The 26,793-nt window shown below is 44.6% G+C and carries 21 protein-coding genes; 14 read left to right on the top strand and 7 right to left on the bottom strand.

Annotation, left to right across the window (positions count from 1 at the left end; genetic code table 11):
* The first annotated feature begins 486 nt into the window (after positions 1-486).
* From JC525_RS08540 to JC525_RS08515, 7 genes are all read left to right on the top strand, one after another.
* Positions 487-3,045 carry a sensor domain-containing protein gene (locus JC525_RS08540; RefSeq protein ID WP_198815441.1) on the top strand — a complete coding sequence of 853 codons (2,559 nt, stop codon included), beginning with the start codon at positions 487-489 and terminating at the stop codon, positions 3,043-3,045.
* Between the two features lie 173 nt (positions 3,046-3,218).
* Positions 3,219-4,571, top strand: coding sequence for an alkaline phosphatase PhoX (locus JC525_RS08535; protein WP_198815440.1), 1,353 nt, complete (start codon positions 3,219-3,221; stop codon positions 4,569-4,571).
* Between the two features lie 281 nt (positions 4,572-4,852).
* A complete protein-coding gene (locus tag JC525_RS08530) occupies positions 4,853-5,029 on the top strand; it encodes a hypothetical protein (RefSeq protein ID WP_198815439.1) in 177 nt (58 codons plus the stop codon).
* A 290-nt stretch (positions 5,030-5,319) separates the two neighbouring features.
* Positions 5,320-5,883: a hypothetical protein gene (locus tag JC525_RS19900; protein ID WP_233095072.1), complete on the top strand. Its 564-nt coding sequence runs from the start codon at positions 5,320-5,322 to the stop codon at positions 5,881-5,883.
* On the top strand, positions 5,883-6,236 hold the full coding sequence (locus tag JC525_RS19895) for a hypothetical protein (protein ID WP_233095071.1): 354 nt from the start codon (positions 5,883-5,885) through the stop codon (positions 6,234-6,236). Before JC525_RS19900 ends, JC525_RS19895 begins: the two co-directional genes overlap by 1 nt.
* A 204-nt stretch (positions 6,237-6,440) precedes the next feature.
* Positions 6,441-7,493, top strand: coding sequence for an aldo/keto reductase (locus JC525_RS08520; protein WP_198815438.1), 1,053 nt, complete (start codon positions 6,441-6,443; stop codon positions 7,491-7,493).
* A 195-nt stretch (positions 7,494-7,688) separates the two neighbouring features.
* A complete protein-coding gene (locus JC525_RS08515; protein WP_198815437.1) occupies positions 7,689-8,837 on the top strand; it encodes a Na/Pi symporter in 1,149 nt (382 codons plus the stop codon).
* 123 nt (positions 8,838-8,960) lie between these two features.
* On the opposite strand, the gene JC525_RS08510 is transcribed toward JC525_RS08515, so the two are convergent.
* Positions 8,961-10,124 carry a DcaP family trimeric outer membrane transporter gene (locus JC525_RS08510; protein WP_198815436.1) on the bottom strand — a complete coding sequence of 388 codons (1,164 nt, stop codon included), beginning with the start codon at positions 10,122-10,124 and terminating at the stop codon, positions 8,961-8,963.
* Positions 10,125-10,380: 256 nt separating this feature from the next.
* Between JC525_RS08510 and acs the strand changes: the two genes are divergently transcribed.
* Both acs and JC525_RS08500 read left to right on the top strand, forming a co-directional pair.
* The gene (gene acs / locus JC525_RS08505) at positions 10,381-12,327 is read left to right on the top strand and encodes an acetate--CoA ligase (RefSeq protein ID WP_198815435.1); all 1,947 of its coding nucleotides are present in this window, start codon (positions 10,381-10,383) and stop codon (positions 12,325-12,327) included.
* An 18-nt stretch (positions 12,328-12,345) separates the two neighbouring features.
* Positions 12,346-12,990: a response regulator transcription factor gene (locus JC525_RS08500; protein WP_198815434.1), complete on the top strand. Its 645-nt coding sequence runs from the start codon at positions 12,346-12,348 to the stop codon at positions 12,988-12,990.
* Here the strand turns inward: JC525_RS08500 and JC525_RS08495 are convergent.
* From JC525_RS08495 to rimK, 4 genes are all read right to left on the bottom strand, one after another.
* Positions 12,950-13,903 (bottom strand): amino acid ABC transporter substrate-binding protein, encoded by a 954-nt coding sequence (locus tag JC525_RS08495; protein WP_233095070.1) that lies wholly within the window; start codon positions 13,901-13,903, stop codon positions 12,950-12,952. The genes JC525_RS08500 and JC525_RS08495 overlap by 41 nt on opposite strands.
* A 91-nt stretch (positions 13,904-13,994) precedes the next feature.
* The gene (locus tag JC525_RS08490; protein WP_198815432.1) at positions 13,995-14,429 is read right to left on the bottom strand and encodes an ATP-dependent zinc protease family protein; all 435 of its coding nucleotides are present in this window, start codon (positions 14,427-14,429) and stop codon (positions 13,995-13,997) included.
* A gap of 17 nt (positions 14,430-14,446) precedes the next feature.
* Positions 14,447-15,478: a succinylglutamate desuccinylase/aspartoacylase family protein gene (locus JC525_RS08485; RefSeq protein WP_198815431.1), complete on the bottom strand. Its 1,032-nt coding sequence runs from the start codon at positions 15,476-15,478 to the stop codon at positions 14,447-14,449.
* 46 nt (positions 15,479-15,524) lie between these two features.
* Positions 15,525-16,430, bottom strand: a complete 906-nt coding sequence (gene rimK / locus JC525_RS08480) for a 30S ribosomal protein S6--L-glutamate ligase (RefSeq protein ID WP_198815430.1) — start codon at positions 16,428-16,430, stop codon at positions 15,525-15,527.
* Between the two features lie 273 nt (positions 16,431-16,703).
* Between rimK and JC525_RS08475 the strand changes: the two genes are divergently transcribed.
* Entirely contained in the window at positions 16,704-17,327 is a 624-nt protein-coding gene (locus JC525_RS08475; RefSeq protein WP_198815429.1) for a mechanosensitive ion channel family protein, read from the top strand.
* Positions 17,328-17,390: 63 nt separating this feature from the next.
* On the opposite strand, the gene JC525_RS08470 is transcribed toward JC525_RS08475, so the two are convergent.
* Complete coding sequence (locus tag JC525_RS08470) at positions 17,391-20,834, bottom strand: PAS domain-containing hybrid sensor histidine kinase/response regulator (protein WP_198815428.1); 3,444 nt, start codon at positions 20,832-20,834, stop codon at positions 17,391-17,393.
* Between the two features lie 256 nt (positions 20,835-21,090).
* Between JC525_RS08470 and JC525_RS08465 the strand changes: the two genes are divergently transcribed.
* The 4 genes from JC525_RS08465 (at position 21,091) to JC525_RS08450 (ending at position 25,772) form a co-directional block, all read left to right on the top strand.
* Positions 21,091-21,357, top strand: coding sequence for a DUF4212 domain-containing protein (locus JC525_RS08465; RefSeq protein ID WP_105930411.1), 267 nt, complete (start codon positions 21,091-21,093; stop codon positions 21,355-21,357).
* Positions 21,358-21,360: 3 nt separating this feature from the next.
* A complete protein-coding gene (locus JC525_RS08460) occupies positions 21,361-23,067 on the top strand; it encodes a sodium:solute symporter family protein (protein ID WP_159120440.1) in 1,707 nt (568 codons plus the stop codon).
* A 177-nt stretch (positions 23,068-23,244) separates the two neighbouring features.
* Positions 23,245-25,086, top strand: coding sequence for a DUF294 nucleotidyltransferase-like domain-containing protein (locus JC525_RS08455; RefSeq protein ID WP_198815427.1), 1,842 nt, complete (start codon positions 23,245-23,247; stop codon positions 25,084-25,086).
* 5 nt (positions 25,087-25,091) lie between these two features.
* Entirely contained in the window at positions 25,092-25,772 is a 681-nt protein-coding gene (locus JC525_RS08450) for a 3'-5' exonuclease (protein WP_198815426.1), read from the top strand.
* A 79-nt stretch (positions 25,773-25,851) separates the two neighbouring features.
* Here the strand turns inward: JC525_RS08450 and JC525_RS08445 are convergent, their stop codons facing one another.
* Positions 25,852-26,793, bottom strand: a complete 942-nt coding sequence (locus JC525_RS08445; RefSeq protein WP_198815425.1) for a GGDEF domain-containing response regulator — start codon at positions 26,791-26,793, stop codon at positions 25,852-25,854.

The following is a 26,793-nucleotide window of genomic DNA, read 5'->3' as shown; positions in this document are numbered from 1 at the left end:
GGTGTTGTATCTAAGATCCTAGACTAATCTAGACTTAGCAACACAAGCCAAAAAAGCGCACTTAGGTGCGCTTTTTTTATGCCTGCGATTTAGAAATTCGGGAGTAAAGCCCCATCAAAAACACGCCGTGAACCCATCCGTGCTTTATGTAAGAGCTCCTACACCGCATCCCTGCGGTGTGGGGTTTCAGAGGGCATACACTCACTCCCTACTTAATCGGCATAGGAAGAAGTTTGCGGGAGAAGGAAGAAACACGCCGTAAACCCATCCTATCTTTTGTGTTAGCGGCTCCTGCACCGCATTCATTCTTTGGCGGGATTTAGCGAGCAGTTGTTTAACATTGATAAGGCTAGTGGGTAGCTTTAATCGAAAGTTTAGCTAAGCTTAGGTATTGATAAATCTTAAATTTATCATTGCCATGCCTTTCTTTAGTTAGTGCGAAGTGGCAAGCTTCGGTTTAGTCTTACATTAAGGTTTTATAAAGCAATGTCATTCGAGTCAGTTTTAAACGAATCGGAGTTCAGTGCGATTATCTTGGAAAATCGCAGTGCCTATGAGCAAGACTTAATAGAGTTCAACGAGTTACTGCAGGCTGACTATCTTTTTTTAGGTGTCAAAAAAGCACATAGTATTTCTGTGTTGATAGGGTTATCGCATAACTCATCGATTCCACAAATGGAATACGAGCTGAAAGGCTCTCCTTGTGAAAGCGTCTTAATAACAGGGCCGTGTGGTTATGAGTCAGACGTTTGTGTCCATTTTTCCGAAGATCAAACCCTTAAGGCGCTTAACGCCGAAGGGTATTTAGGCGCCGGGCTTTTTAACGAAAAACGTCGTGATATTGGCGTTCTCGTCGCTGTGTTTAAAACGCCGAAAAAAGACATCTCTGAGTGGCTACAAGTTTTTTCACTTCAGGCCAAGCTGTTTTCTACGCAGCTTCAAAAAGACTTTTTTGCGACAAAAACCGCCCATAACTTGTCGCTTATTGATGAGATAAGTCGTATGTCGCACACGGGGTCTTGGGAATTCTACCCCGAAACTGAAAAGTTGATATGGTCACCGGAAACCTATCGAATTCACGATTTACCCATTGATAGTGAGATAAACATACAAAAAGCACTCAATTTTATTGCGCCTGATTATCTTGCCGAGCTCACACTCGCCTTCGAAAATTTACGCTATAAGCAGTGCCCTTATGACATTCAATGCCAAATTATCGATTCATCCGGTTCTGTTAGATGGGTAAGAGCTTCTGGGAAGGCTGAGCTTTACAAAAACGGCGCTGTTAAGCGTCTTTTTGGTGCATTCGAAGATATTACTGAATATAAAACTGCGCTAATTCTCAGTGCAGACCGGGCTAAGAAAATTCAAAGTATTTTGAATAATATTAATGATGCCGTATTTAGTATTGATACGAAGGGCACGATTACACACTGTAACGACGTTGCGCTTAAAATGTTTGGTTACACCCGAGGCGAGTTACTCGCTCAATCCGTTGAGGTATTAATGCCAGAGCCTTACGCCTCTAACCATGCTTATTATATGCGTAATTATATGGAATCTGGAGTAGGCAAAATTATCGGTGTAGGCCGTCAGCTCCCTGCTAAGCGAAAGAATGGCGATATCTTTCAGATGGAGCTGTCATTGTCTGAAAGTAGCGATCTGGGTGAGAAGGGCTTTATAGGTGTTATTAGAGATATTAGTGAACGCATAGAAGCGCAAGATACAATCTATAACCTCGCTTATACTGACCCTGTTACACACCTTCGAAATCAACAGTGGTTTCATCAACGTTTTAAAGATTTGATGCTGCGCGCATCAATGAATCAAGAATATATACACATCTTGTTGCTAGATATCGATAATATGGCGCAAGTTAACACGCGGTTCGGCTTTGGTAACGGAAACTATGCCATAAGAAAAGTCGCCGAGCAGTTGCTCTTCGTCATCGGTCATGATTATGAGATATTTAAGTACGGTGGCGATAGTTTTGTCGTGTTGTCGAAGAAAACCTACAGAAAAGAAGAGCTCCACAAGTTTGATTCTAGCTTGGTGGAAAGTGCACTGCTCAATCCACGTCATTTCGATATTGTTATAAATTCACTGAAATGGTCTCTGACCGCTTCACTAGGAAGCGCTATTTTTAGCCCACAAGGCCAAAGCTTCGAGTCGATCATCAATGTAATTGAACAGGCTGTTAAAAGGGCAAAACGGTCAGCACCATTTGGACTATGCCATATATCAGAAGATGGTTTTAAAGAGTTTGATCGTTACTTAGATATAAAATCCAAGCTCAAACAAGCGATTGATCATGATGAATTATCTGTCGTGCTTCAACCCCAAGTCACCCATGAAGGAACAATATCGTCCTTCGAAGCGCTGGTTCGATGGTACTCGAAGGACCTGGGGCAAGTAAGCCCAAGTGAATTTATTCCTATCGCAGAAGAGAGCTATGCTATCTGCGAAATAGGCGACATTGTTTTACGAAAAACGCTGAACGTGATGAGTAACTTTGTAAAGGCCGGCTTAAATACGACTATTGCGATTAACATCAGTGCTAGACAAATTGTTATGCCAGACTTTGTCAATACGCTACTTTCTCGCGTAAATCAATTCGGCATTCCACCTCATAGGTTAATGCTAGAGTTAACAGAAACCGCTTTAGTCGTAGATATTGAGCTGGTTAAGGAAACCATGCTTGAACTGGCGAAATTCGGCTTTCGTTTTTCAATTGATGATTTCGGTACGGGCTATTCCAGCCTCGCATACCTGAAAGTGCTTCCTATTAGTGAACTCAAAATAGATAAATATTTTGTGGATGACATAGGTAAAGATTTTGATGGAAAAGGGGCGCAGATTGTTGATGCAATAATCGAAATGGCAAAAGCGCTTAATGTGACCTGCATTGCAGAAGGTGTGGAGAGTGTAGAGCAGTTAAACTATCTGAAAGGTAAAGGCTGTGATAAATTTCAAGGCTATTACTTTTCACGTCCAGAGCCGGAATCCCATTGGGCAGACCTTAAGCAAAACACAACACTTCCTTAGATTTAAGAAAATGTTTGCGATTACCGTTTACAGTATTACCCAGTCTTAAGCGTGTTTTATCCGCTGTTTATCGCTTTCAAGAATGGCACGCTTGCCAGTTTGAATAGGCCATGTTGTTATAGTGTAACAATATCTGACGATAATAATTACTTTTAACGCAGTTAGAGATTTTTATGATTACACGACGTCAATTTATAATGGGCTCTTTGGCATTTGGTGGTCTTGCAACCAGTGCTTTTGGTAAGACGTCGAATTTGGCGTCTATGCTGATAAGCGAAGGTTATGGAGCGCTTTCACCCGACCCTCAAAAGCTGCTCGATTTACCTAAGGGTTTTAGTTATAGGGTTATCTCAAGTCTTGGCAATGTGATGTCTGATGGGATGCACGTTCCGGACAGGGCCGACGGTATGGGTTGCTTACCTATCAACGGCAGCAGTAACAAAGTAGCGCTTGTACGTAACCACGAACTGCATCCCAAACATTTGAGTGCTCAGCCTGCGTCTATTCAACAACATACCAGTGAACTCGCCTACGACAATTACGCTGATGGTGTAGCTTTACCCGGCGGCACTACAACCATTGTGTATGATCTAAGTACGCAAAAGGTAGAGCGAGAGTTTATCAGCTTAGCTGGAACGGTACGAAACTGCTCTGGCGGCATAACCCCTTGGGGCACGTGGCTTACGTGTGAAGAGTCGGTAGACCGTCCACATGGCCCTAATGGCGATGTGGTTAATAACGACCATGGCTATATATTTGAAGTGCCAGCAGATGCTGATTCGCTGATTGAAGCTAAACCGCTCAAAGCCATGGGCCGCTTTAATCATGAAGCCGCGTGTGTTGACCCTAAAACCGGCATTGTTTATCTAACCGAAGATAGAGGCGATAGCTTGCTTTATCGGTTTGTGCCTAACGAATATGGAAACTTGGCTGCTGGCGGTCAACTGGAGGCCTTAGTAGTAAAAGGTAAACCTCAGTTCGATACCCGTAACTGGCGTGCTACAACCATGCCTGCAGCGACGTGGTTTGACGTTGAGTGGATAGCGTTAGACAATCCAGAAAGCCCGAATGATGACTTACGCATGCGAGGCCATGAAAAAGGCGCTGCCTTATTTGCTCGTGGTGAGGGTATACACTGGGGAGAAGATGAGCTGTATTTTTGCTGTACCAATGGCGGGCAAAAGCAGCTAGGTCAGGTAATGAAACTTGTTCCTTCCGAAAATGGTAAACAAGACAAACTGCAACTGTTTTTAGAAAGCGCAGATAAAAGCCTGTATAACTTCGGCGATAACCTAACAGTATGTCCAAACGGACATTTGCTGGTATGTGAAGACCAATACACCGACATCGTCGATAATCATTTGCGCGGTGTCACGCCAAGTGGCGAAGTGTATAACTTTGCTAAACTACATGCTCAAACTGAGCTCGCTGGTGCGTGCTTTTCGCCCGACGGCAATACGCTTTTCGTAAACCTATACTCTCCGACGAAAACCTTAGCCATCACAGGACCGTGGTTGAAAGGCTAACTTGTATCTCCTACAGCGGCGCCACGCATTCTCCTTATCTAAAAGTGGCGCAGTTACTTTCGAATTCGTGTACCTAGCGCTCTAGCCAAATTAACCCGTTAATCCATTACTCCGCTAAGGCCCTGCACTTTCTATTGGCATTCTCTACGCTACTTTCACATCTTTTTCCGATTAAGGTGATTCTTTATAATCTAATAAGTTAATCATATGAATCGTTTTAACTCGTTTTAATAGTTTTGTTCAATTAATGATAATGCTCTCAACTTAACAAGGAGAGCGAAATGAACGCATTACTACATAAACTAACAACGACGAACAGCCAACGTGTAGCTTCCACCCCAAATCAACCATTAAAGATACAGTGTAATTACGCTGACAATTATTATGGCGATCAAGTATGTGTAGAAGTAAAAGCCCCTAAATCTCTTTCCAACCTTCATGTGGGCGTGCAGCTATGAGATCTTAAAAGAGAGTTAACCTTAGCTCAATCCGTATTAGGCAGCGTTGCTGCTAGCATGCTTACCTAGACGTAAATCATAGGTGCGCTAACTCGCCAGAATCGCGCACTTATCGGTGGTGTTTATAATTGCAAACAACAAGGTTATGGAAACGAGTATTAGTTTTCTACGAAGGTTTAATTAAAACCGTCATTTTTTGTGCCTATATTAAACGTGCTATTTGTATAGCAAGTGTGGGGTTTAGTTTTTACTAAAATTTGCATTTTCTATCCTTTTAGAAGGATTTCTCCATGAAGTTCGATTCAATAAAATCTCGATTAGTATTGATGACGTTAATCTGTGTTATCGGCATGGGGATACTGGTGGCCAGTCAGCATTATTTTACACAGCGTCTCATAAGTCTTAATCAGCAGCGAGACGCACTTTTGCGTATGGGACAAGACCTACTTCAAATGCGCAGGCATGAAAAAGACCTTCTGCTAAGGTTAGACGAAGCCTATTTTATAAAATTTTCTGAGCAAGCCGTTTCGTTCAATACTCGGCTAGATAGTTTGGTGCCTATGTTCAGTCAGTATCAGCTACCAATTACAGATGTGGAGAGTTTGTCTGATTCGATAGAAACCTACAGAGAAAAGTTTCAGGCGGTTGTGGCACTACAGCGAGAGGTCGGGTTAACGTTAAATAGTGGCATCCGCAGCGAAATCACTAGCCTAGAGAATCAATTAACTGAGACTGAAGTCAATAGTTCAGCAACACGTGAGCTATTTGGTGATTTGCAGCTTGCAACACGCAACTTTCAAATAACGCAAGAAAGGTTTATGCCCGAGAAATTGAAGAGCTCAGCGCCCGCTTAGTGGCGATGTTCGAAGGTGAGCAAAATCTGAATGTGACGCTTCAACGATATCAGTCTGCGCTCTCGGCGTTAGTGAACAACTACATAACGTTCGGTTTAACTCATAACGATGGACTACGGGGTGAGTTTAGACAAAGCGCGCATAAGGTTGAAAACCAACTGAAAAGTGTTGATAGCGCACTTCAACCTCTTATTGAACAACACGAACCTCAAGTGCGTATATATAGATTAGGCATTACCGCGCTCACATCTGTCGTATTAATTCTGGTTTTAATCAAGAGTTTTGCGACTTTTTATCAGGCTTTTGTTAACGTTCTTACTTTCTTTTATCGCTGCAGGCGTCAGTATCAATAAATTGATACCAGAAAGTTAGGGTTTGCAGAATTAAAATCACTTGCTGAACTGGCAAACGAGATGGTCGAGTCTAAACGAAATATTGAGGCGCGATTAGCCAGTGTTGAAGCCGAGTTGGCCAATAAAAAAGCATCATAGCACCTAGTGGTGACTTTTTTGCACCAAGCGATCAGCTCGCTATTGCATTAATAAGGTATAAGTAAAATGAAGTTTAACCGTTTGGGAACGAGCGATTTACAAGTGTCAGACATATGTTTAGGCACTATGACTTGGGGCATTCAAAATACTCAGCAAGACGCTGACGAGCAGTTGGCCTTTGCGCTAGACAAAGGCGTAAATTTCATTGATACCGCAGAAATGTATCCAGTACCGCCAAACGTTGATACCTATGGAGACACAGAGCGTGTTATTGGAAATTGGCTATCACGCAACGCGTCTAAGCGTAAAGACATCATACTGATGACCAAAATCGCTGGCAGTGGGCTTAAATACATTCGCAATGCGGGGCCAATTACTTCTGGTGCGATTGCCAACGCGTTAACGTACTCGTTGGAACGTTTGAATACAGATTATATAGACGTTTATCAACTTCACTGGCCTAACAGGGTTACCCCTCACTTCGGTAAACATTGGCCTGATGGCGCAAATCCAACAAAAACCGATCGTGAGAAAGAACTCGACGGTATGCGAGATATCCTAATGGGGATCAAACGCGCCCTTGATGAAGGAAAAATTAGGCACTGGGGGCTGTCGGATGATACGCCTTGGGGAGTTCACGCTTTTCTTATGCTCTGCAAAGAGCTTGACATGCCTTTGCCTGTCTCTATTCAAAACGAGTTCAGCCTACTTCACGCGAAAGATTGGCCGTATCTCATTGAAATGTGCGAGCTTGAAAATATAGCCTACTTACCATGGTCGCCACTGGCCACGGGTATGCTAAGTGGTAAATATCAAAACGGTGCGCGCCCGGAAGGGAGCCGATGGACATTAGCTCAGCGTATGGGATTATTCAGAGACAAACCGCCTGCGCAAGCTGCCACTGCCAAATACATTAAAATTGCTGAAAAAGCCGGCGTGACGCCCTCTCAACTTGCTTTGGCCTGGTGTAAACAGGTACCCGGTGTCACTTCTACTATCATAGGGGCAACGACAATGCCTCAGTTGAAAGAAAATATTGAAGCGTTTGATATAGATTTGTCTCAAGAGACGTTGAAGGATATTCACGACGTACTGCGCCAATATCCTCTGGGCTTTTAGGCCCGTATAAGGTTCGGTCTTCATTTTTGTTGTCTAGGTGGTTCAAGACCGCTACAAACTGTCGTAGTGCAAGTCAAGGAGCTCGAATCTTTTAAGCAAATCTTTTCGCAAAAGTGGCGGGCGTTTCCCGTCATTTTTGTGTCACACGGTCGTAATACTATGGGGCTTTCTGTTATAACTCGTACCCATTATTAAATGATTGACCCACAGATAATTTCAGCCAGTACCGTAGAGAAAAACAACAACTGGCAACGATGGCTTCTTCTTATTTTACTTGTTTATGTCATGCTACTGGCCGTCAGTATGATTGGCAGCGGTTTCAAATATGCGGCGGGCGAGCAAGCGCGAGAGCTCTTCAACTTTGCTTCTAACCCTATCATGGGGTTGATTATCGGCATGGTCTCTACCGCTTTAATTCAGTCTTCAAGCACGGTTACCTCGATTATTGTTGGAATGGTTGCTGGTGGGCTACCTATTACCATTGCCGTGCCCATGATGATGGGCGCCAATATTGGAACCAGTATCACGAATACACTGGTAAGCCTTGGGCACGTTGCAAAAAAAGAAGAGTTTCAGCGGGCTTTTAATGCCGCTACCATCCACGACTTTTTCAATGTGTTATCGGTGCTCATATTTCTACCGCTTGAGATGGCGTTTGGCATTCTAGAGTATCTAAGTGGTCAAATTGTAGCGCTTATTCATACGGGAGAGGCGTTAGGGGTAAGTGGGTTTAATCCTATCAAAGCGGCTACACAACCTGTGACAGACTTAGTGTCTCACTCGCTTCAGTTTTTGCCATCGGTTTATCCGGGGATCGTTAAAATCCTTCTGGGCATTGCACTTATCATGGTTTCAATCACCTACATGGGGAAGATCATGAAATCGCTTATGGTAGGCAAAGCTAAGGACTTATTACATAAAAGCATTGGGCAAGGCCCCATATCTGGAATTACATCTGGCGCTTTAATGACGGTTCTGGTGCAGTCATCATCTACCACAACGTCGCTGATGGTGCCTTTGGTTGGTGCTGGCGTTTTGAAAGCACGTGAGATATACCCTTTTACCCTTGGGGCTAACATCGGAACCTGTATCACAGCGTTAATTGCTGCTCTAGGGGTAGTGGGTGTAAATAGTGGGTTCGCTCTGCAAATTGCGCTGGTACATCTTATTTATAATGTACTCGGCGTAACGCTCATTTACGGTATTCCTGTGCTGCGAAATATTCCCATTAACTTGTCGTATCAGCTATCCGTTTTGGCAGCGGAGAGGAAAGTGTATGGCGCAGCCTATGTCGGTGGGCTCTTCTTTGTCGTTCCGTTGGGTATTATCTTCACTACAATTTAGTATTTCTAGCGCTAAAAAAGCGGGTTTTGTGTGTAGGTAGGCGTAGCTTTTCACTTATCAGATATAGAAAACCGGCGCTTCTTATTCAAGAAGCGCCGGTTATTTATCACGTCGTATATTTTCTTAGAACGCGTATTTCGCTGAGACTTGGAAGCGGTTCATGTCGCCTTCAAGGCCTGATTCAACTTCTCGTTTTGCGAAAGCGTATTCGGCACCTACCGTTAATGCCTTAGTTGGCGAATATAGGTAGTTCACACGTGTGCTGTATGTGCTTTCGGTTGTAGCCAAGCCAGTTAGCGATACATCATTGTCAGCTTCAAAGGCCGAGAACATAATGCTACTGCGCGCCTTATCGCTCCACTTGTGGCGATATGCAATGCCGTAGCCTGTTGAATCAATAGCTTCGAGGTCACCGCTTTCGTTAAGAACTGCGCCATTTACCGCATTAAGAGCAGAATATCGGCCAAGACCGCTACCCGTATTAAATGTGAAACGGATATCATCGCCGTTTGACAGGTTGTATTTACCTGTTACTGACACACCAAAGCTGGTTTCGTCAGCATCAATGCCCGCGGCATTGTCATAAGAAAGCTGTCTCACTAACCCCGCTACCTTTACATAACCCCAGTCTTGTTTTGACGTATATGCTGCGATTAAATCAGGCATGGTGTTGTCGTCACTGGTGATACGGCCGCCGCCACCAAAAGGCGTTATGGTTGATTCCGGGTTTTCTAGTGCAATTTGAAGGCCGCCGTTGGTATATCTCAACATGACTTGGCGACCAAACGTTATGCCGTCGGTCGTACCAATAAAGTCGAGTGATTCTGGGAGTGCACCTACATCCATAAACGTGGTCCAGGTTTGGCCTACCAACCAGTTTTTGTACGTTATATAGGCGTGACGAACACGTGGTACGTAAGAGTTACTAATACGCTCATCACCGCCGCTGGTAACAACGAAGTCAAGTTCGAATACACCGTTTATTGTATCGCCTTCTGCTGTCGGCGTAGACGTTGCAAAGCGGAATCGTGAAGTTCGAATATGCGCATCAAACTGTGGATCTTCGTCAACGCCACCAACAGGGGTTAGTGAAGGAATGTAAAAGTCTCGGCCAACGCTACCCGATGCAATAGTGCCGTCTGAGTAGTCACTGACCATTGCGTCAACTTTCACATAGCCTGTGAATTTCACACTTGTATCGCCGATCGTTGCTGCTTGTGCAGCACCGCTAGATGCTGCCAGGCACAGCGCTACCGCCGTAGCCGTATTTTTTATTTTAGCTTTCATCGTGTCTGTTCCAAAAGTGGTTAAATAAATGTAAATTCAACGTTAACATTACTGATTGTGTACGTATTATCTAAAAATTAAATACGCCTATGGTCGCATAAGACCATAGTCGTAATACTTTTTCGTAATACCTGACGTCTAGCACCTAAGTAGGGTGCTGCTAAGACCAAAGTCTCATTTTGCTTTGTGCTTGAATGGCTAGAGTGTTTCATCATACAACAAGAATTTTACATTATTGATATTGGAGGCAATCCTTATGAGCGCCAGCAAGACTTATCCTGTACCTGAGAACATTCTTCAGTCTACCCACCTCAATGCATCGCAATATGACGCGATGTATAAGCAGTCAGTAGAAGCACCAGAAGCGTTTTGGGCAGAACATTCGTCTATTCTTGAGTGGTATCAAAAACCTACGAAGATCAAAAACACGTTTTTCGGTGAAAATGATGTCTCAATTAAGTGGTTCGAAGACGGTGAACTAAACGCTAGTTACAACTGTATCGACCGCCACTTGGCTAACAACGCCACTAAAGTTGCCTTCCATTGGGAAGGCGACTCTCCAGAAGATAGTCAAGATATCACTTATCAACAAGTGCATTATGAAGTGTGTAAATTAGCTAACGCGCTTAAAGGAATGGGTGTTGAAAAGGGTGATCGTGTCGCTATTTACATGCCGATGGTGCCAGAGGCGGCGTACGCTATGCTAGCGTGTGCCCGAATCGGCGCTGTGCATTCGGTTATATTTGGTGGTTTCTCACCAAATGCGATTGCTGATCGCATTAACGACAGCAGTGCTAAAGTGGTTATTACCGCTGATGAAGGTCGTCGTGCGGGCAGAAGTATTCCACTAAAAGCGAATGTGGATAAAGCTCTATCGAACGGCGCGTGCCCATCGATTACTCATGTTTTAGTTCACAAGCTAACGGGTGGCGATGTAGATTGGAACGAAGAGCATGATGTATGGTGGCATGATGCTATCGAGGATATGTCAGGTCAGTGTGAACCTGAGGTTATGAACGCTGAGGACCCGCTATTTATTCTTTATACGTCGGGCTCAACGGGCACACCTAAAGGCGTTGTTCATACAACCGGTGGCTACCTGCTTTATTCTGCAATGACGTTTAAATACGCATTTGATTACAAAGACGATGACGTTTATTGGTGTACGGCTGATGTGGGCTGGATCACAGGTCATAGCTATATGGTGTATGGACCTATGGTGAACGCTGCATCTCAGGTATTTTTTGAAGGCGTACCTACCTATCCTGATGTAAAACGTATTGCGCAGGTAGTTGAAAAATATAAAGTAAACAGCCTTTATACCGCGCCAACGGCAATTCGCGCGCTTATGGCTCATGGTGATGTGCCAGCAGAAGGGTGTGATTTGTCATCCCTACGTTTACTCGGTACCGTCGGTGAGCCAATTAATCCAGAAGCGTGGGAGTGGTATCACCGTGTTATCGGTAAGGGTCGCTGCCCTATCATTGATACTTGGTGGCAAACCGAAACGGGGGGGCACATGATTTTACCTCTTCCAGGTGCTACGGAGCTAAAACCAGGGTCAGCAAGTCGTCCATTTTTTGGTATTCAGCCTGCCTTATTCGATGCCGATGGCAATGAATTGGAAGGTGCTGCAGAGGGCAATCTAGTTATAAAAGACAGTTGGCCAAGCCAAGCTCGCACCGTTTACGGTGATCATCAGCGCTTTATAAACACTTACTTTAGTGCGTACAAAGGCGTTTATTTTACCGGTGACGGCGCGCGCTGTGATGAAGACGGTTACTATTGGATCACAGGGCGTGTAGATGATGTACTGAACGTATCAGGGCATCGCCTAGGTACCGCCGAAATTGAAAGCGCGCTGGTCGCCCATCCTAAAGTCGCAGAAGCGGCAGTAGTCGGGTACCCTCATGATATCAAAGGGCAGGGGATTTACGTTTACGTCACGCCTAATGAAGGTGTTGAGGCTGACGAAGCGCTAACTAAAGAGCTTAAAGCCTGGGTACGTCAAGAGTTAAGCCCTATCGCCACCCCTGATATGATTCAGTGGTCTAATGGTTTGCCTAAAACCCGCTCTGGCAAAATCATGCGTCGAATATTACGTAAGATTGCTGCCAATGAGCATGAGCAATTAGGTGACACATCTACATTGGCGGATCCGTCGGTTGTTGATACACTGATAGAGGAACGTCTAAATAAGTAAGCATTAAGGACATAGACAATGATAACTCTTCTGATCGCTGATGATCATCCGCTGTATCGCGATGCACTGAGAGGGGCTTTGTCATTGTCTCTGCCAGCCTTAACCCTCAAGGAGGCTGGCGATTTACCTACTACCGTCGATATCCTCAGCAAAGAGGATATCGACTTATTGCTATTGGATTTGCATATGCCAGGGAGCAATGATTTGTTTGGTCTGTTGCACATTCGAAAGCTCTTCCCAGAACTTCCTGTTGCCGTGGTTTCAGGTACAGAAGACAGCACACTTATTTCAAAAATTATCAGCGTTGGGGCGCTTGGCTTTATTCCTAAAACTGCAAGTGCCCAGGATATTGCGAATGCCGTGGAAGCAATTTTAGATGGCGATGTCTGGGTACCTGATAATCTCAGTGAAAATGTTGATGAAGTTGATGAAGCGTTCTCTGAGCTTGCAGATAAAGTAGCGTCGCTAACACCTTCCCAATACAAAGTCTTATGTTACATGCGGGATGGATTGTTAAATAAACAGATAGGCTTCAATTTAGATATAGCGGAAGCGACAGTGAAAGCGCATGTGACCGCAATCTTCAAAAAGCTTGGTATTAACAACCGAACTCAGGCTGTACTTATAGCTTCTCAACTTGAACTGGAGCCACCGGCTCACTAGGGCTGAATTGCTGCAGTGTTTGGGTCGCGGAAAACTCAGGGAGAAACTTTTCAAGAGCAATACGACTGGGTTCACTCAACAGCGGGTTTTGAATTTTAATTTCAGTTCGGCCTTCTAACATTGACACACCTTGTCGAAAGTTATCCTGAGAGAGCAGAAGTGCTTGAAACCTTCCTGATTCAAACATCATCAGTAAGCCTTCAGTAATACGGTTGGCCAACGCGGTATTATCGCTTCTCACAAAGAAGAATATAGGGCTTGGATAAGAAATAATAAGGTTGTCATCAATAACAAGTCCGCGAGAGAGGGTTTTATCTTCGAGCTCTTCTTGAATTTCCATGACACTGCGCGGAAATATGTCTGCAAACCCCTCAGAGACAATACGAAAAGAAGCGCGATAGGTGGTTTCTAAAACCGGCAGGTCATTAGCGCGAAAGATTTTTGTGTCAGGCCAGTCATAGCCTAGAACTGCTCTAAACGATTTGAGTTCTTCAAGGGTTTTGACGTCCTTAAGGCGCGTATCTCCCTTTTTAACAAGAAGCGCTCGCTTTCCAAACAAACCGGCCATTATTGGTATGCGAATAGGGAGGAACTGTCGTTCCCGCTCAATTGAAGTAACGCTCCACGTCACATCTAAAAGGTTGTGTTCAAGGCTACGCAATTGGCGCTCCTGCGCCGACTCTTGGCCACTAACAATAATGTCAAAGGTACCGTATTGAGATTCTGTCACAAGAAGCGCTTCAGTCAGCAGTGCCTTGGCATACGCGTATACGCTATCCCTTCCAGGATGAATATTGGGTAAACGGATCAGGGTGTGAGGTAACTCTTTACTCTCTTTTACAAATGCTGGTTCTGTTGCGTAAGCACTGGAAAATGAGAATACGCTTATCAGTAGTAACACTGCGACTAACATTTTTGCCCTTACCATATGTTTTATTTCATGCGATTAACGCACGCCTTATAGGAAGATGCCTTATGACTGCCTTTAGCCGAGCTTTTGACTACTAATCTTTCCCGGTAAGTAGAAAATCATATTCAGGGTCCACGATAAACTGCCCGCTCATCGCCTCACGTCCAAGCAACATGAGATAAGTCATTTCGGACCGATCAGTAAGGGTTAATTGAATATCCCACTGATAACCATCCATTATTATAGGCGTAATTATCACATATCGCCTCTCGCGTGTAGCGGTTGAACTTTTTACTCGTTTCTGACCTTCTACGCGCGCTTCTCTTCGCACGACGCGATCCACATTATGGATATCGGGATGGATGTCAAATTTAATCCACAGCTCACCGTCTTGCTCAAATTCTTCGATATTATCTACATGTAGTGAAGAGGTTGCCGCCCCTGTGTCCACACGCACATTTAAATCGGTAATCGCGAGTTTAGGTAAATCGCACAGTTCTACTGCACCGACAATTTTCTTATTGTTCATCAGTTTCTCTACCATTTTTATGAAATAGGGTGCTGCTCTGGTGGCAATAAATTATCCTGTAATAGTTCTACGTGTTCTGCAACCGTATCGGGTTCTGAGAAGTACGCAATGTGATAAACCGCCTCGCCTTCTTGCGTTAGCGGTATATTCTGTTTACCAATTACTACGCCTTCTGCAGGGCTTTCTAAACTGTCTAGATAATTACCAAAAGGGTCTGCAATAATAGCAAGCTTGTCGCCTTTCTCGACGTGATCGCCCAGCTGGGCTAAGTGCGTAACAAAGCCGCTTTCAGGCGCTCTTACCCAGCCACTTTGTCTGGCAATAAAACGCTCAATGTTATGCCCTTTACTTCGGCTTTTATTAAGCATGCCCAAGTGGCGCATGGTGTTTATGATACCTCTCACGCCTGCACGAATGGAAAACTCGTCGTAACGCAATGCTTGCCCCGCTTCATAAAGCAATATTTTAACGCCGCTTTCGCTTGCCGCCTCTCGCAAGGAGCCATCCCGTAATTCCGCGTTCAAAAGTACGGGAACACCAAATGCTTTCGCCATTTCAAGTACTTCTGCGTCGTCTAAATCTGCGCGAACTTGAGGTAGGTTGCTTCTGTGAATGGCACCTGTATGTAGGTCGATGCCGACATCACATTTACTCACGACTTCCTTGAAAAATAAATTTGCCAAGCGCCCCGCCAAAGAGCCTTTTTTGCTGCCTGGAAAACTGCGATTTAGATCACGCCTATCAGGTAGATAACGAGATTGGTTGAGAACACCGTAAACGTTAACCATTGGCACCGCAATAAGTGTTCCCCTTAAACGCTCTATCGCTTTTGAGCGGATAAGTCGTCCCACAATTTCGATTCCATTGAGTTCGTCACCGTGAATGGCGGCGCTGACAAACATAATCGGTCCAGGCCGCTTGCCTCGTTTCACATAAACAGGGATGCTCATATTGGTCGCCGTGTATAACGGCGGCATTTCCAACTCAATTTTTTTCGTTTCGCCAGGTGCAATGTTTACACCCCCGATTGTTAAAACATTATTTACCACTAACGTTTCCCATATCTAGGTTTTTTAATAGCAATAGTTAACAGGGCTAGCCTCTGCCACGGGTTTTCGTTTTATGCGGCTCAGCGCTTTTTTCGATAAACTCAATGATCATACTTGCCACATCTTTATGAGTCGCTTTCTCGATACCTTCCAAACCAGGAGATGAATTTACTTCCATTACCACAGGGCCATTATTTGAGCGAAGAATGTCTACGCCACAGCAGTTTAGGCCCATTGTTTTTGCCGCATCTACTGCCGTTTTACGTTCGGCAGGGCTTAAGCGTACCAGACTTGCCTGGCCGCCTCGGTGAAGGTTAGAGCGGAACTCTCCCGGCGCCGCTTGGCGCTTCATTGCTGCCACAACTTTTCCGCCAACTACGAAACAGCGAATATCCGCGCCGCCCGCTTCTTTGATGAATTCTTGGACCAGAATACTCGCGTTTAGCCCCATAAAGGCTTCAATAATAGATTCTGCCGCTTTTTGTGTATCGGCTAGTACAACGCCGATACCCTGGGTGCCTTCAAGTAGTTTTATCACTACAGGGGCGCCTCCCACGGTTTTGATAACATCATCAATTTTATCTGGGTGGTGGGCAAAACCCGTTCTCGGCATGCCAATGCCTTTGCGCGAAAGAAGCTGCAGAGAGCGAAGCTTGTCTCGCGAACGGCTTATCGCCACTGACTCGTTAAGGCTGTAAGTGCCCATCATTTCAAACTGACGCACGACTGAGGTGCCGTAAAAACTCACTGAAGCGCCTATTCGAGGGATAACGGCATCGTAGTAAGGCAGTTTTTTCCCGTGGTATCTTACAGAGGGCCGCGCACTAGTGATATCCATGTAGCAATGCATGGTGTCAATAACGTCAACTTCATGCCCGCGAGCCTGACCAGCTTCGACTAAGCGTGAAGTAGAGTAAAGACGAGGATTTCTGGAAAGTATTGCAATGCGCATTATAAAAAGCCTGTAGTTTGTGTTTTGTTTGTCGTCTAATCGACATGTCTTTTAACACGTTAGAACGCGAATTTGAATTAGACAAGTCATTTTTGCGCGCATACTAATGTATGTGGTAAAGAGAGTCTTACGAATATTTCTTGTTGTGGCGATTGCTTTTAATGCATGAACTCGCCTTTTATTCACGTTAGCATGGTAGGGCGCAGGAACTCAGGTCGTAAAGGTCTGAAAATTTAGTTTGCTAGAATTAAAAATGAGAGAGGGTTGAGGTTGATGAACGAGTGGTGGCATACGTTTTTGGCGTGGTTGATTCAGTACCAGTCAAATGTCGTGTGGAGTGGTCTGGCTTTACTATTTTATTTAGCAATGTCTCGCAAGCTTCTGCCAAAATTAGAAACCAATATTGAAAAATCGAAGCTGAAGTCGAGCAGCGCGCTAAAAGGTTTATTCGCCGCACGGGTAATTGTGGCCACCGTTACCGTTGCTTTGCTGTTGCTTGCATGGGGCATTGATTTCTCAGGTTTATTGGTGCTTTCAACGTCTATTATTACGGTAACAGGCGTCGCACTTTTTGCAAGCTGGTCGCTTATCAGCAATATCACTGCGTATTTCATTTTACTGACTAACGTTGCCTATCGCAGAGGCAATTACGTGCGTATTCTCGATGGCGATAACTACATTGAGGGCGTAATCGCCGATTTAGGGCCGTTCAGCACCCGATTAGTTACCGCTGACCGTGAAACCTTGATGTACCCCAATAATTTAATCCTCACACGACCCGTGTTACTCAACCCCAAACAGAAATGGGGAACCATGGGTAAAGTAGTGGCTAAATCGAGTGTTGAATCGCCAGTAACGAAAACCGACGAAAACAAGCCCCTTGAGGAGTTGCTTTAGCCGGTTTCGCGTTGTTGTAATGGAGCAGCCAAAAAAATAAGGCCAAGATAACGTTAAGTAGCACTACACGTTTTTCGCTTCCCTGATATAGCGGGTCATGCTCTGTAGTAGGGCCCTTAACTTTGCCGGTTTAAGTGGTTTAGCCAAGAAATTAACTCCTTGGGCTTTACACTGGGTGACTAAGCTTTCATCTGGCGTTGCTGTGATCAACGCAGCCGGCATTACTACATTTAACCTATGTCTAATCTCTTCAATAAGTGCCAGGCCGTTTTTCTCACTATCGTGACTGAGTTGATAATCCATGAGCAGAATTTGGGGCTGAATGGTCTCACACACTTTAAGAGCGTCATCCCAGTTGTTAGCGAGCACAACGTTAATTCCCCATTTTCGTAATAAGGTTTGCATTGCGTCTAGGTTTTCTCTCTGGTCGTCCACACAAAGCACATCCATGCCGGTAAATGTTGTGGAGCGCGGTTTGGTTGTTTCGCTAGACACCACTTTAGATTCAGCTTTCGCAAGAGAGAATGTGAAGCAGCTACCTTTCCCTATTCGCGACTTTACTTGTATATCGCTATCTAGCTGTAAACTTAATCGGCGCACCACGCCCAAACCAAGTCCGATACCGTGCTCTTTGCTCTCATTTGCGCGAAAGAAATCACCGAAAATGCTGTCTTTTTTATCACTCGATATACCAATTCCGGTGTCGAGTATTTTGAAATGAACGGTATTGTTAATCGGTTTTACGGCAAACAGTACTCTTCCACTTTCTGTATATTTCACGGCATTTGATAGTAAGTTTTGCGCTATTCGATAAAGATAAGTCTTGTCGGCTCTCACCCAGCATGGGCGTACTATGGCTTTAAAACCCAACCCTTTCTCTTTTGCTCGCATTGCCATCTCGTCTACCAGAGGAGAAAGAAGAGCGCGAACATCAATAGATTCAAAGTCCGGTTTCATCTCACCCTGGTCTAAGCGTGCAATATCTAACAGTGTGCCAATAAGCGTTTCGCTCGAGGTAACGCTATGCCCGAGCTTCTGAATAATGGCGTGGGCTGATTCTGGAAGCTCTTGTTCTTCTAACGCGCTGACATAAAGCTTTGCAGCGTTCAGTGGTTGCAACACATCGTGACTGGCAAGAGCAAGAAAGCGAGTTTTGCTAGCATTGGCGTCTTCAGCCGCTTTTCGCGCTCTTATCAGTTCCTTTTCAGCTTCGGAGCGTCGCTCAATTTCAAGACGCAGTTCGGCGTTTATTGAATGCACCTCTTCTGTACGCTTTTTAATTCTAGCTTCAAGGTCAATGTTCGATTCTTCAAGTGCCTGCTGAATTTCTACGTGGCCGGTTATATCGTTAAAGCTTGTTACGAAGCCTCCCCCAGGCAGAGGGTTGCCCACCATTTCGATAACGCGACCGTCTTTACGCTGACGAGTAAAGCGGTGTGGCATACCTGAGCGTAAATGGCTTAAGCGCTTTTCAACTTCGTCATCCACATTATCGGTACCAAATTCTCCCTGAGCAGCATTGTATCGAATGAGTTTTTCGATAGGCGTACCTACAGCCAGCAGGTTATCAGGGTAGGGATAGAGATTGGCATATCGCTTATTCCAGGCCACCAGATTTAAATGTTTATCAACAACGCTAATACCTTGGTCCATATTCTCAAGTGAGGTTAACAGCGCGGTCATGTTAAATTGCATGGCCTGGGTGGTATCGTCGAAGAAGTTAATCACTTCGGTAAAGTCCATTTTTTTACCACGCAGAGCACTGTCTAACAGTACCTTTGCACTCGATGCCCCTATCACGCCACCTAGCGCACGCTCACAAAAAGATAAAAACGACTCGTCTGGTGTGCTGTCGTGGTCGAGGTTGCAGTGATTTAACTGTTGGTATTGTCCAAGTAGTTGTTCACAACGACCTGTACCCATGAAGGTTGAAAGCAAGGTGACAAGGTCGGACACGGTAACACTAATAGCTTGCGTTTTAACGGTGTTGTTTCCAGTGATGGCAGGGGAAACAAAGGCTTCAGCCTGTATTCGGTCGATAAGACGTTGAGGCGCGAAATGTGAAAAAAGAATATAAACAAAACTGTTTGCCGCCAAGCTGATCATCGCCCCTTGGCTGATTAGCTCGTTTTGTTCCATCTGGGAAACCTGTTCACTCACGATAGGAAGTACTAGCCATAGCACCCAGATGACCAAGCCTACCATTAGGCCAGCATACACGCCGTGCGCATGCGCCCGCTTCCAGTAAAGCCCGCCAACAATAGCAGGCATCAGCTGAATAACCAGAGAGAATGCAATTAACCCGATAGAATGGAGAGAGCGGCTACTGGTCATTTGTTGATGGTACAAAAATGCCATCAGCAAGATAAAGGCAATGACTACCCTTCGAATTAAACGAATTTTTTTCGATATATCTTTCTTGTCGTCGGTATTTCCCGTAAAAGCCAAAATGCGAGGAAGGATGACATCGTTGGTCAGCATGGTGCTAAGGGTTAGTGTTGCTACGATGATCATGGCTGTCGCTGCAGAAAGGCCGCCTACAAATACAATAACTTGGAGCAGAGCTGATTCTGAAAACATTGCCAACGACAACACATAAGAGTCGGGCTCTATGCCTTGGCCTGCAAATATCGATTTACCGGCAATGGCAATGATAGGGATCACTGCGGAAATCACCGCAAGGTATAAGGGGAAGAGCCAGCGCGCGGTTCGCAAGTGCCCTAAGCTCAAGTTGTCGATAATCGCCACGTGAAATTGTCTTGGCAAGCAGACGATAGCTGCTGCTGCCATGATGGTCTGTGCGATAAAGCTAAACGAGCCAAATTGGGCTAAGGCGATTTCGTTAGTGAAACTTTCAAAAAATGGCCCAGTTTGAGTGCGTTTCCACGCGCTGTAACCAACAATGGCAACAAGAACCAACGCCAGTAATTTTATTGTCGATTCAAAAGCAATGGCCAGCATTAAACCACGACGATACTCGGTAACATCAGTTCGTCGTGTACCAAAATAAATGGCAAAGGCTGCGATAAATCCCGTTGCGGCAATGATAATGCCGTTACTGTTTGGTTGCTGCGTCAGTAATTGAAAGGTGGCGCCTACTGCCTTTAACTGAAGCGCAATATAGGGAATAGTGGCAAGTAGCGCGATAAGCGTAACCACTAGCGCCACCGTTTGACGTTTACCGTAGCGCGAAGCAATGAAATCAGAAATGGTTGTAATATGTTGCTTCTTGCTGACGAACGTAAGCTTATAAATAAACTTGTAACCTAAAACGTAGACGAGGATAGGCCCCAGCATGATGGGAAGGTAAATCCACGTATCCCTGCTTGCTTGGCCTACCATGCCAAAGAACGTCCAAGCGGTGCAATAGATGGCAAGGGCTAAAGAATAAATCGCGGGATGAGACGTCAGCGCTCGCGCGGTGGGTGAATTTTTTTCTCCCCAACTTGCTAGTGAAAAAAGCAAGAAGAGATACAAAACTGCAAGTGTGACCCAACCAAAAACCATAAGATTCCTTTAACGAGGTTTTAACAACTTTGTTGTTATTATAATCATTTCGACCATAGTCTACCTACGACCATGGTCTCATTTTGAATTTCACCTTCCAGGTCTAGAGTAATACGCAAGCTCCTAAGTGCTTGACTTTGCTGCTGGTGATTGTCTTTAGTCAACTACCAATTAAGTAGCAATAACGTTAACAAAGCCGGGCGTTAGGAATATGTAAAAACATAACAATCAATTAACCTGATGTGAGGGTGAAACAATGGCATTTAGAAACGAAGAGGACAAGAAAGCGTATTGGAGCGAAAACCTCGCTCTACTCGCTAAACTGCTAGTCGTTTGGTTTATCGTATCATTCGGCGCCGGCATTATTTTTGTCGATATCTTAAATGAAATCCAATTTTTTGGCTTTAAATTAGGCTTCTGGTTTGCACAACAGGGCTCAATTTATGTATTTGTTGCATTGATCTTTGTCTATATGGCGAAGATGAACGCCATGGATAAACGCTACGGCGTAGATGAGGAGTAAATCATGGACGTTCAAACATTAACGTTTATTATCGTTGGCGCATCATTTGCGCTATATATCGCAATTGCAATTTGGGCTCGTGCAGGATCTACCAATGACTTCTACGTAGCTGGTGGCGGTGTGCCTCCGGTCATGAATGGTATGGCTACTGCCGCTGACTGGATGTCGGCTGCATCGTTTATTTCGATGGCAGGTCTCATCTCTTTTATGGGGTATGACGGCGCGGTTTACCTAATGGGGTGGACTGGCGGTTACGTATTGCTAGCCTTATGTTTAGCGCCTTACTTGCGTAAATTCGGCAAATTCACGGTGCCTGATTTTATCGGAGATCGTTACTACTCTCAAACTGCACGTACGGTTGCCGTATTCTGTGCAATTTTTGTTTGCTTCACCTATGTTGCCGGCCAAATGCGTGGCGTGGGCGTAGTATTCAGCCGCTTCTTAGAAGTAGATATTGTAACCGGCGTAGTCATCGGTATGGTTATTGTGTTCTTCTACACAGTGCTTGGTGGCATGAAAGGTATTACCTATACACAGGTAGCGCAGTATTGCGTAATGATCTTTGCCTATATCGTACCAGCGGTATTTATATCAATGATGGTCACAGGTCACATCCTGCCGCAAACAGGCTTTGGAGCAACGCTCGCCGACGGGTCGGGGATGCACCTGCTGCAAAAACTCGATAATTTATCCGTCGAACTCGGATTTAACGAATACACATCGGGCACCAAAAGTACCATAGACGTATTCTTCATTACCTTTGCACTAATGGTGGGTACAGCGGGTCTTCCTCACGTAATCGTTCGCTTCTTTACCGTACCTAAGGTACATGATGCGCGTAAATCAGCAGGTTATGCACTGGCGTTCATTGCAATCTTATATACAACAGCACCTTCTCTTGCTGCATTTGCTCGCGTAAATATGATTGAAACCATTAATGGCCCAGAGATGACAGGCACAAGCTATGAAGAAGCGCCGTCGTGGATTAAAAATTGGGAACAAACCGGCCTTATCGTTTATGAAGATAAAAATGGCGACGGCAAGATGTTCTATTCGGGTGATGAGCGCAACGAAATGAAAGTTGACCGCGACATCATGGTATTGGCTAACCCTGAAATTGCTAACCTACCAGCTTGGGTAATTGCACTAGTAGCAGCGGGTGGTGTGGCAGCAGCCTTGTCTACCTCTGCGGGCTTATTGTTAGTTATTTCAACATCCGTGTCTCACGATCTGTTGAAACGAAACTTTATGCCAAATATTACCGATAAAGCAGAGTTGATGTACGCACGTTTAGCGGCGGGGGTTGCAATTGTTATTGCAGGCTACTTCGGTATCAATCCGCCCGGCTTTGTTGCGCAGGTCGTGGCCTTTGCCTTCGGTTTGGCGGCATCGAGCTTCTTCCCGGCAATCATCATGGGTATCTTCAGCAAGCGCATGAACGACAAAGGTGCCATTGCGGGAATGATATCAGGTATCGCGTTTACTGCGGCTTACATCATTTACTTCAAGTTTGTAAACCCTGCAGCTAACACCCCTGACAACTGGTGGTTCGGTATTTCGCCAGAAGGCATCGGAACGCTAGGTATGATGGTTAACTTTATCGTGGCTTTCCTAGTGTTCAAAGCTACCGATGAAGCGCCTGAAGAAATTCAAGAGCTAGTAGAAAGCATTCGCTATCCAAAAGGTGCAGGTGAAGCATCAGCTCACTAACCTGATACAGCCTAAAGATAGGCGATAGCAAAATGAAACCAACCTATTGGCGAACGTGAATAGGTTGGTTTTTTCTTTTGTTTTTTGTTTTTTTGAGGGACGAGCTCATTTTTGTTGTGTATGTGGGCTAAAATTTACACAGCGAAGGCGAACAAACCCTATCACTGGACGATTTCTATGACTGCAATGGCTAAACAAGTTGAAGACTTTCTGAATACGTCGGCGCCGCTTGATACCCTCGATAGCGAACAGAAGCTGCAATTAGTTAAACACGCAGATTTAATCTACGTGACGGCTGATATTGTTGCTGAACTTCAGCAAGGTGCTCCGGCGCTTTTCTTAATTCAAAGTGGTCAATTTTCTGTGCAGGATTCAGATGCGCCCCTACGTCATCTAAGTGAAGGGGATTACTTCGGCTATGCTAGCATCATGGAAAAACGTCCATTTTCCTTAAATATTAGCGTGGATAGTCCGGGGTTAGTTTATCGTTTTGATGCTGCCGTGATTGAGCCATTATTTGAAGATACCGCGATACGCCATTTCTTTGATGGACTTCGAAATAATGCCCTGCAAAATCATGCGATATCTGATACCAATTCCATGTGGTTGTATAAAGGTCTTTCAGATGTTATCGAAAAATCGCCCGTTTCGGTGGAGGAAATAACGTCAATATCAGCGGCTGCTCAGCTGATGACAGAGCAGAAAGTTTCATCCTTACTGGTAACTAAAGAAGACAAACTTATCGGCATTGTGACCGATCGGGATCTTAGATCAAGAGTGGTTGCCACGTCATTAGATACGTCGTTGTCGGTTGACCACATAATGACGCCTAACCCTGCCCAAATAATGGGAAACAGAACATTATTCGATGCGTTAGCGTTAATGACTGAACGCAATATTCATCATTTACCCGTCATTGATCATCAGTCGCTTGTGCCATTAGGTATGGTTACGGCAAGTGATATTATTCGCCACCAACGAGGAAACGTTCTTTTTATTATCGGCGAACTGAGCAAAGCAGAGAATTTATATGAATTAACTCGTTTATCTTGGCAGCTTCCTCATTATTTTTCGGCGCATGCAAAAAAAGCCGGCGATTATGACATTGCGGGAAAAATTTTGTCTCAGGCAACAGACATCATGACCAGAAAGTTGATCGGTTTTTTTCAGCAGGACAATGGCAAAGCACCCATGATGTTTTCGTGGCTGGTTTATGGTTCTCAAGCCCGGGAAGATCAGACTATGGGGTCTGATCAAGATAACGGTTTATTGCTTGCAAATCGCCCTACAGAGTCTCAGGCAGACTACTTTGCTGCTATGGCAGAGTATGTCTGCAACGGGCTTGCGAAATGCGGTATAAAATTATGTGATGGTAATATTATGGCCAGTAACCCCACGCTTCGCTTATCGCTAGATGAGGCAGTGGAAGAGGCGAAGCAATGGGTTAATGCGCCTACAAAAGATGCCATTATGCATTTTAATATTTTTCTTGATGTGCGATGTGCAGCAGGTGATGTCAGTTTATTTAAACAGCTACAAAAGCGCAGAGCCCCTTTAATGCAGCAAAATATGTTTTTAGCAGCCTTGGCCAGACACAGTAATGAAATATCGGTTCCTTTATCGATGTTTCAAAAATTTATTTATGAAAAAGCCAAAAACGACAAGCGCAAGGAAAAGGACGTTATTGATCTTAAAACCAGAGCGGTGGCACTAATTAATAATATTGCCCGTATTTACGCCCTTGCAGACGGCATATCGCTGCCTAATACGCTCGCTCGTTTGGACGCGCTCTCATCAAATTCTCAGCTTTCTAAGCGTGATGCAGCTAACCTTAGAGACATCTGGCTTTTCTTAAATCGCTTGCGCTGGCGTCATCAGTTAGAAAACAAAGTCACGGACAATAGAGTGTCGGTATCTATGCTATCTTCGATAGAAAAGCATCAGTTAAAAGCCGCTTTTAAGGCTATTGATCGAACTAATCAAGCCATGGTGATGAAGTTTTCTGGCGGAATAAGCTAATCGCTATGATAAAGCAATTAATACACGCTTGTACGTCGGCGATTTTTAAGAGAAATAAGTTTAGGTATTATCTACGCGATAGACATATCCGCGATACCACGTTTGCAGCGCTAGATTTAGAGCTTACTTCGTTAGAGGCAGCCAGTTCACATATTACATCAATTGGCTATGTGGCGGGTAGAGCAGGGCACATTTCCCTTGCTTCTAGCGGCTATCATATTATTAAAACAAACGGGGACTTGGGGCAAAGCCCAGTCATTCATGGGTTAACGCAAGATATTCTGTCAGAGGGTGAAGACATAGCAGAAGGGCTAGCTGCCGTATCTTCGTTATTTAAGGATAATATTTTACTTTTTCACAACGCCAGACTCGATCTTATGGCGCTAAACTCTGCGTTCAAGCAATGCCAACTTCCTCAAATCGAGATCACTTATATCGACACCCTGCAATTAGCATTGTACCAATTAAACAAACAACATCAGGTGCTACCAAATAATAGCGCAACACTTACCGTATGCCGACAGCGTTTAGATTTACCCGCATTTCCCGCTCATAATGCACTGGACGATGCCCTCGCCACCTTGCAGTTGTTTTTTGCACAATTGAATGAATTAGGCATTACTCAGGAAGATACGTTAGAAACGCTTTTACATACAAAAGCAGTGGGAAGCTATCAGCTAGGCTAGGGCCCGTTTATCGCGGACCGGTTTAGCAACGTGTGGTGTCTATCAATGTTAATTAATGCATCCGAGATGAGCAAAACACTTACGAGCTTTTTGTTAAAGAGGGCATCTTCAATCGGTTTCGTCCCCCTGTTTTTGCCAAATACAAATTTTTATCTGCTTCCAACATAACGTAATCGACGGTTTTATTATCGTCTGCATGTTTAATCGCTAACCCTGCACTCAGTGTAACGCGTTCGTATTCAGAGGCTGCGTGAGGTAGGTTGAGATCGTAGACAGTGGTGAGTAAGCGCTCTGTCACCAACCTAGCACCTTCTAAGTCAGTGTTAGGCAATATTACCAAAAACTCTTCTCCCCCGATCCTTACCAACTTATCCATGGGTCGTAGCAGCGCTTCATTGATGGTTTTGCTTACCTTCCATAGACAGCTATCTCCGTCTAAGTGCCCATACATATCATTGTATAACTTGAAATAATCCACATCGAATATGACTAAGGCAAGAGGACAAACATTGCGGAGCCCATCTTTTACTAAACGCGGAAGATAGTCATCTAGATAGTGTCGGTTGTAGGCGCCGGTGAGTTTGTCAATGTAGATAAGCTTTTCAAGTAAATCATATCTTAACTTGTGGTTTAGGTGTGACTTTACCCGATTGCGCAAGGTGCATGCGTTTACTGGCTTTAAAACGAAATCGACACATCCAGAATCCCAGCATTTATTTTCTTCTTCATCAGAGCTAGAAGAGGTGACAAAAATAATAGGAATGTTAGCAAGGGAAGGTTTTTTTCTTAACAATAGCGTTGTCTCATGCCCATCTAGTTCAGGCATAGATACGTCCATTAAAATTAAGTCTGGTGTGCGAAATTTACAATAATCGATCGCATCTTGTCCTGAGGCTACAGAAACGCAAGAAACCATATCTTCGAGTAGCGTTACTAGCACCAGTCTGCTGCTCGCTTGGTCGTCGACAATTAACACAGTGCAATCATCTAAAGTGCGTTCGCCGACCTGTTTATTATACAC

Source organism: Alteromonas sp. IB21, assembly GCF_016405965.1.
Lineage (GTDB): Bacteria > Pseudomonadota > Gammaproteobacteria > Enterobacterales > Alteromonadaceae > Alteromonas.
The sequence above is the reverse complement of the archived record's forward strand: the minus strand, read 5'-3'. Positions and strand labels throughout refer to the sequence as shown.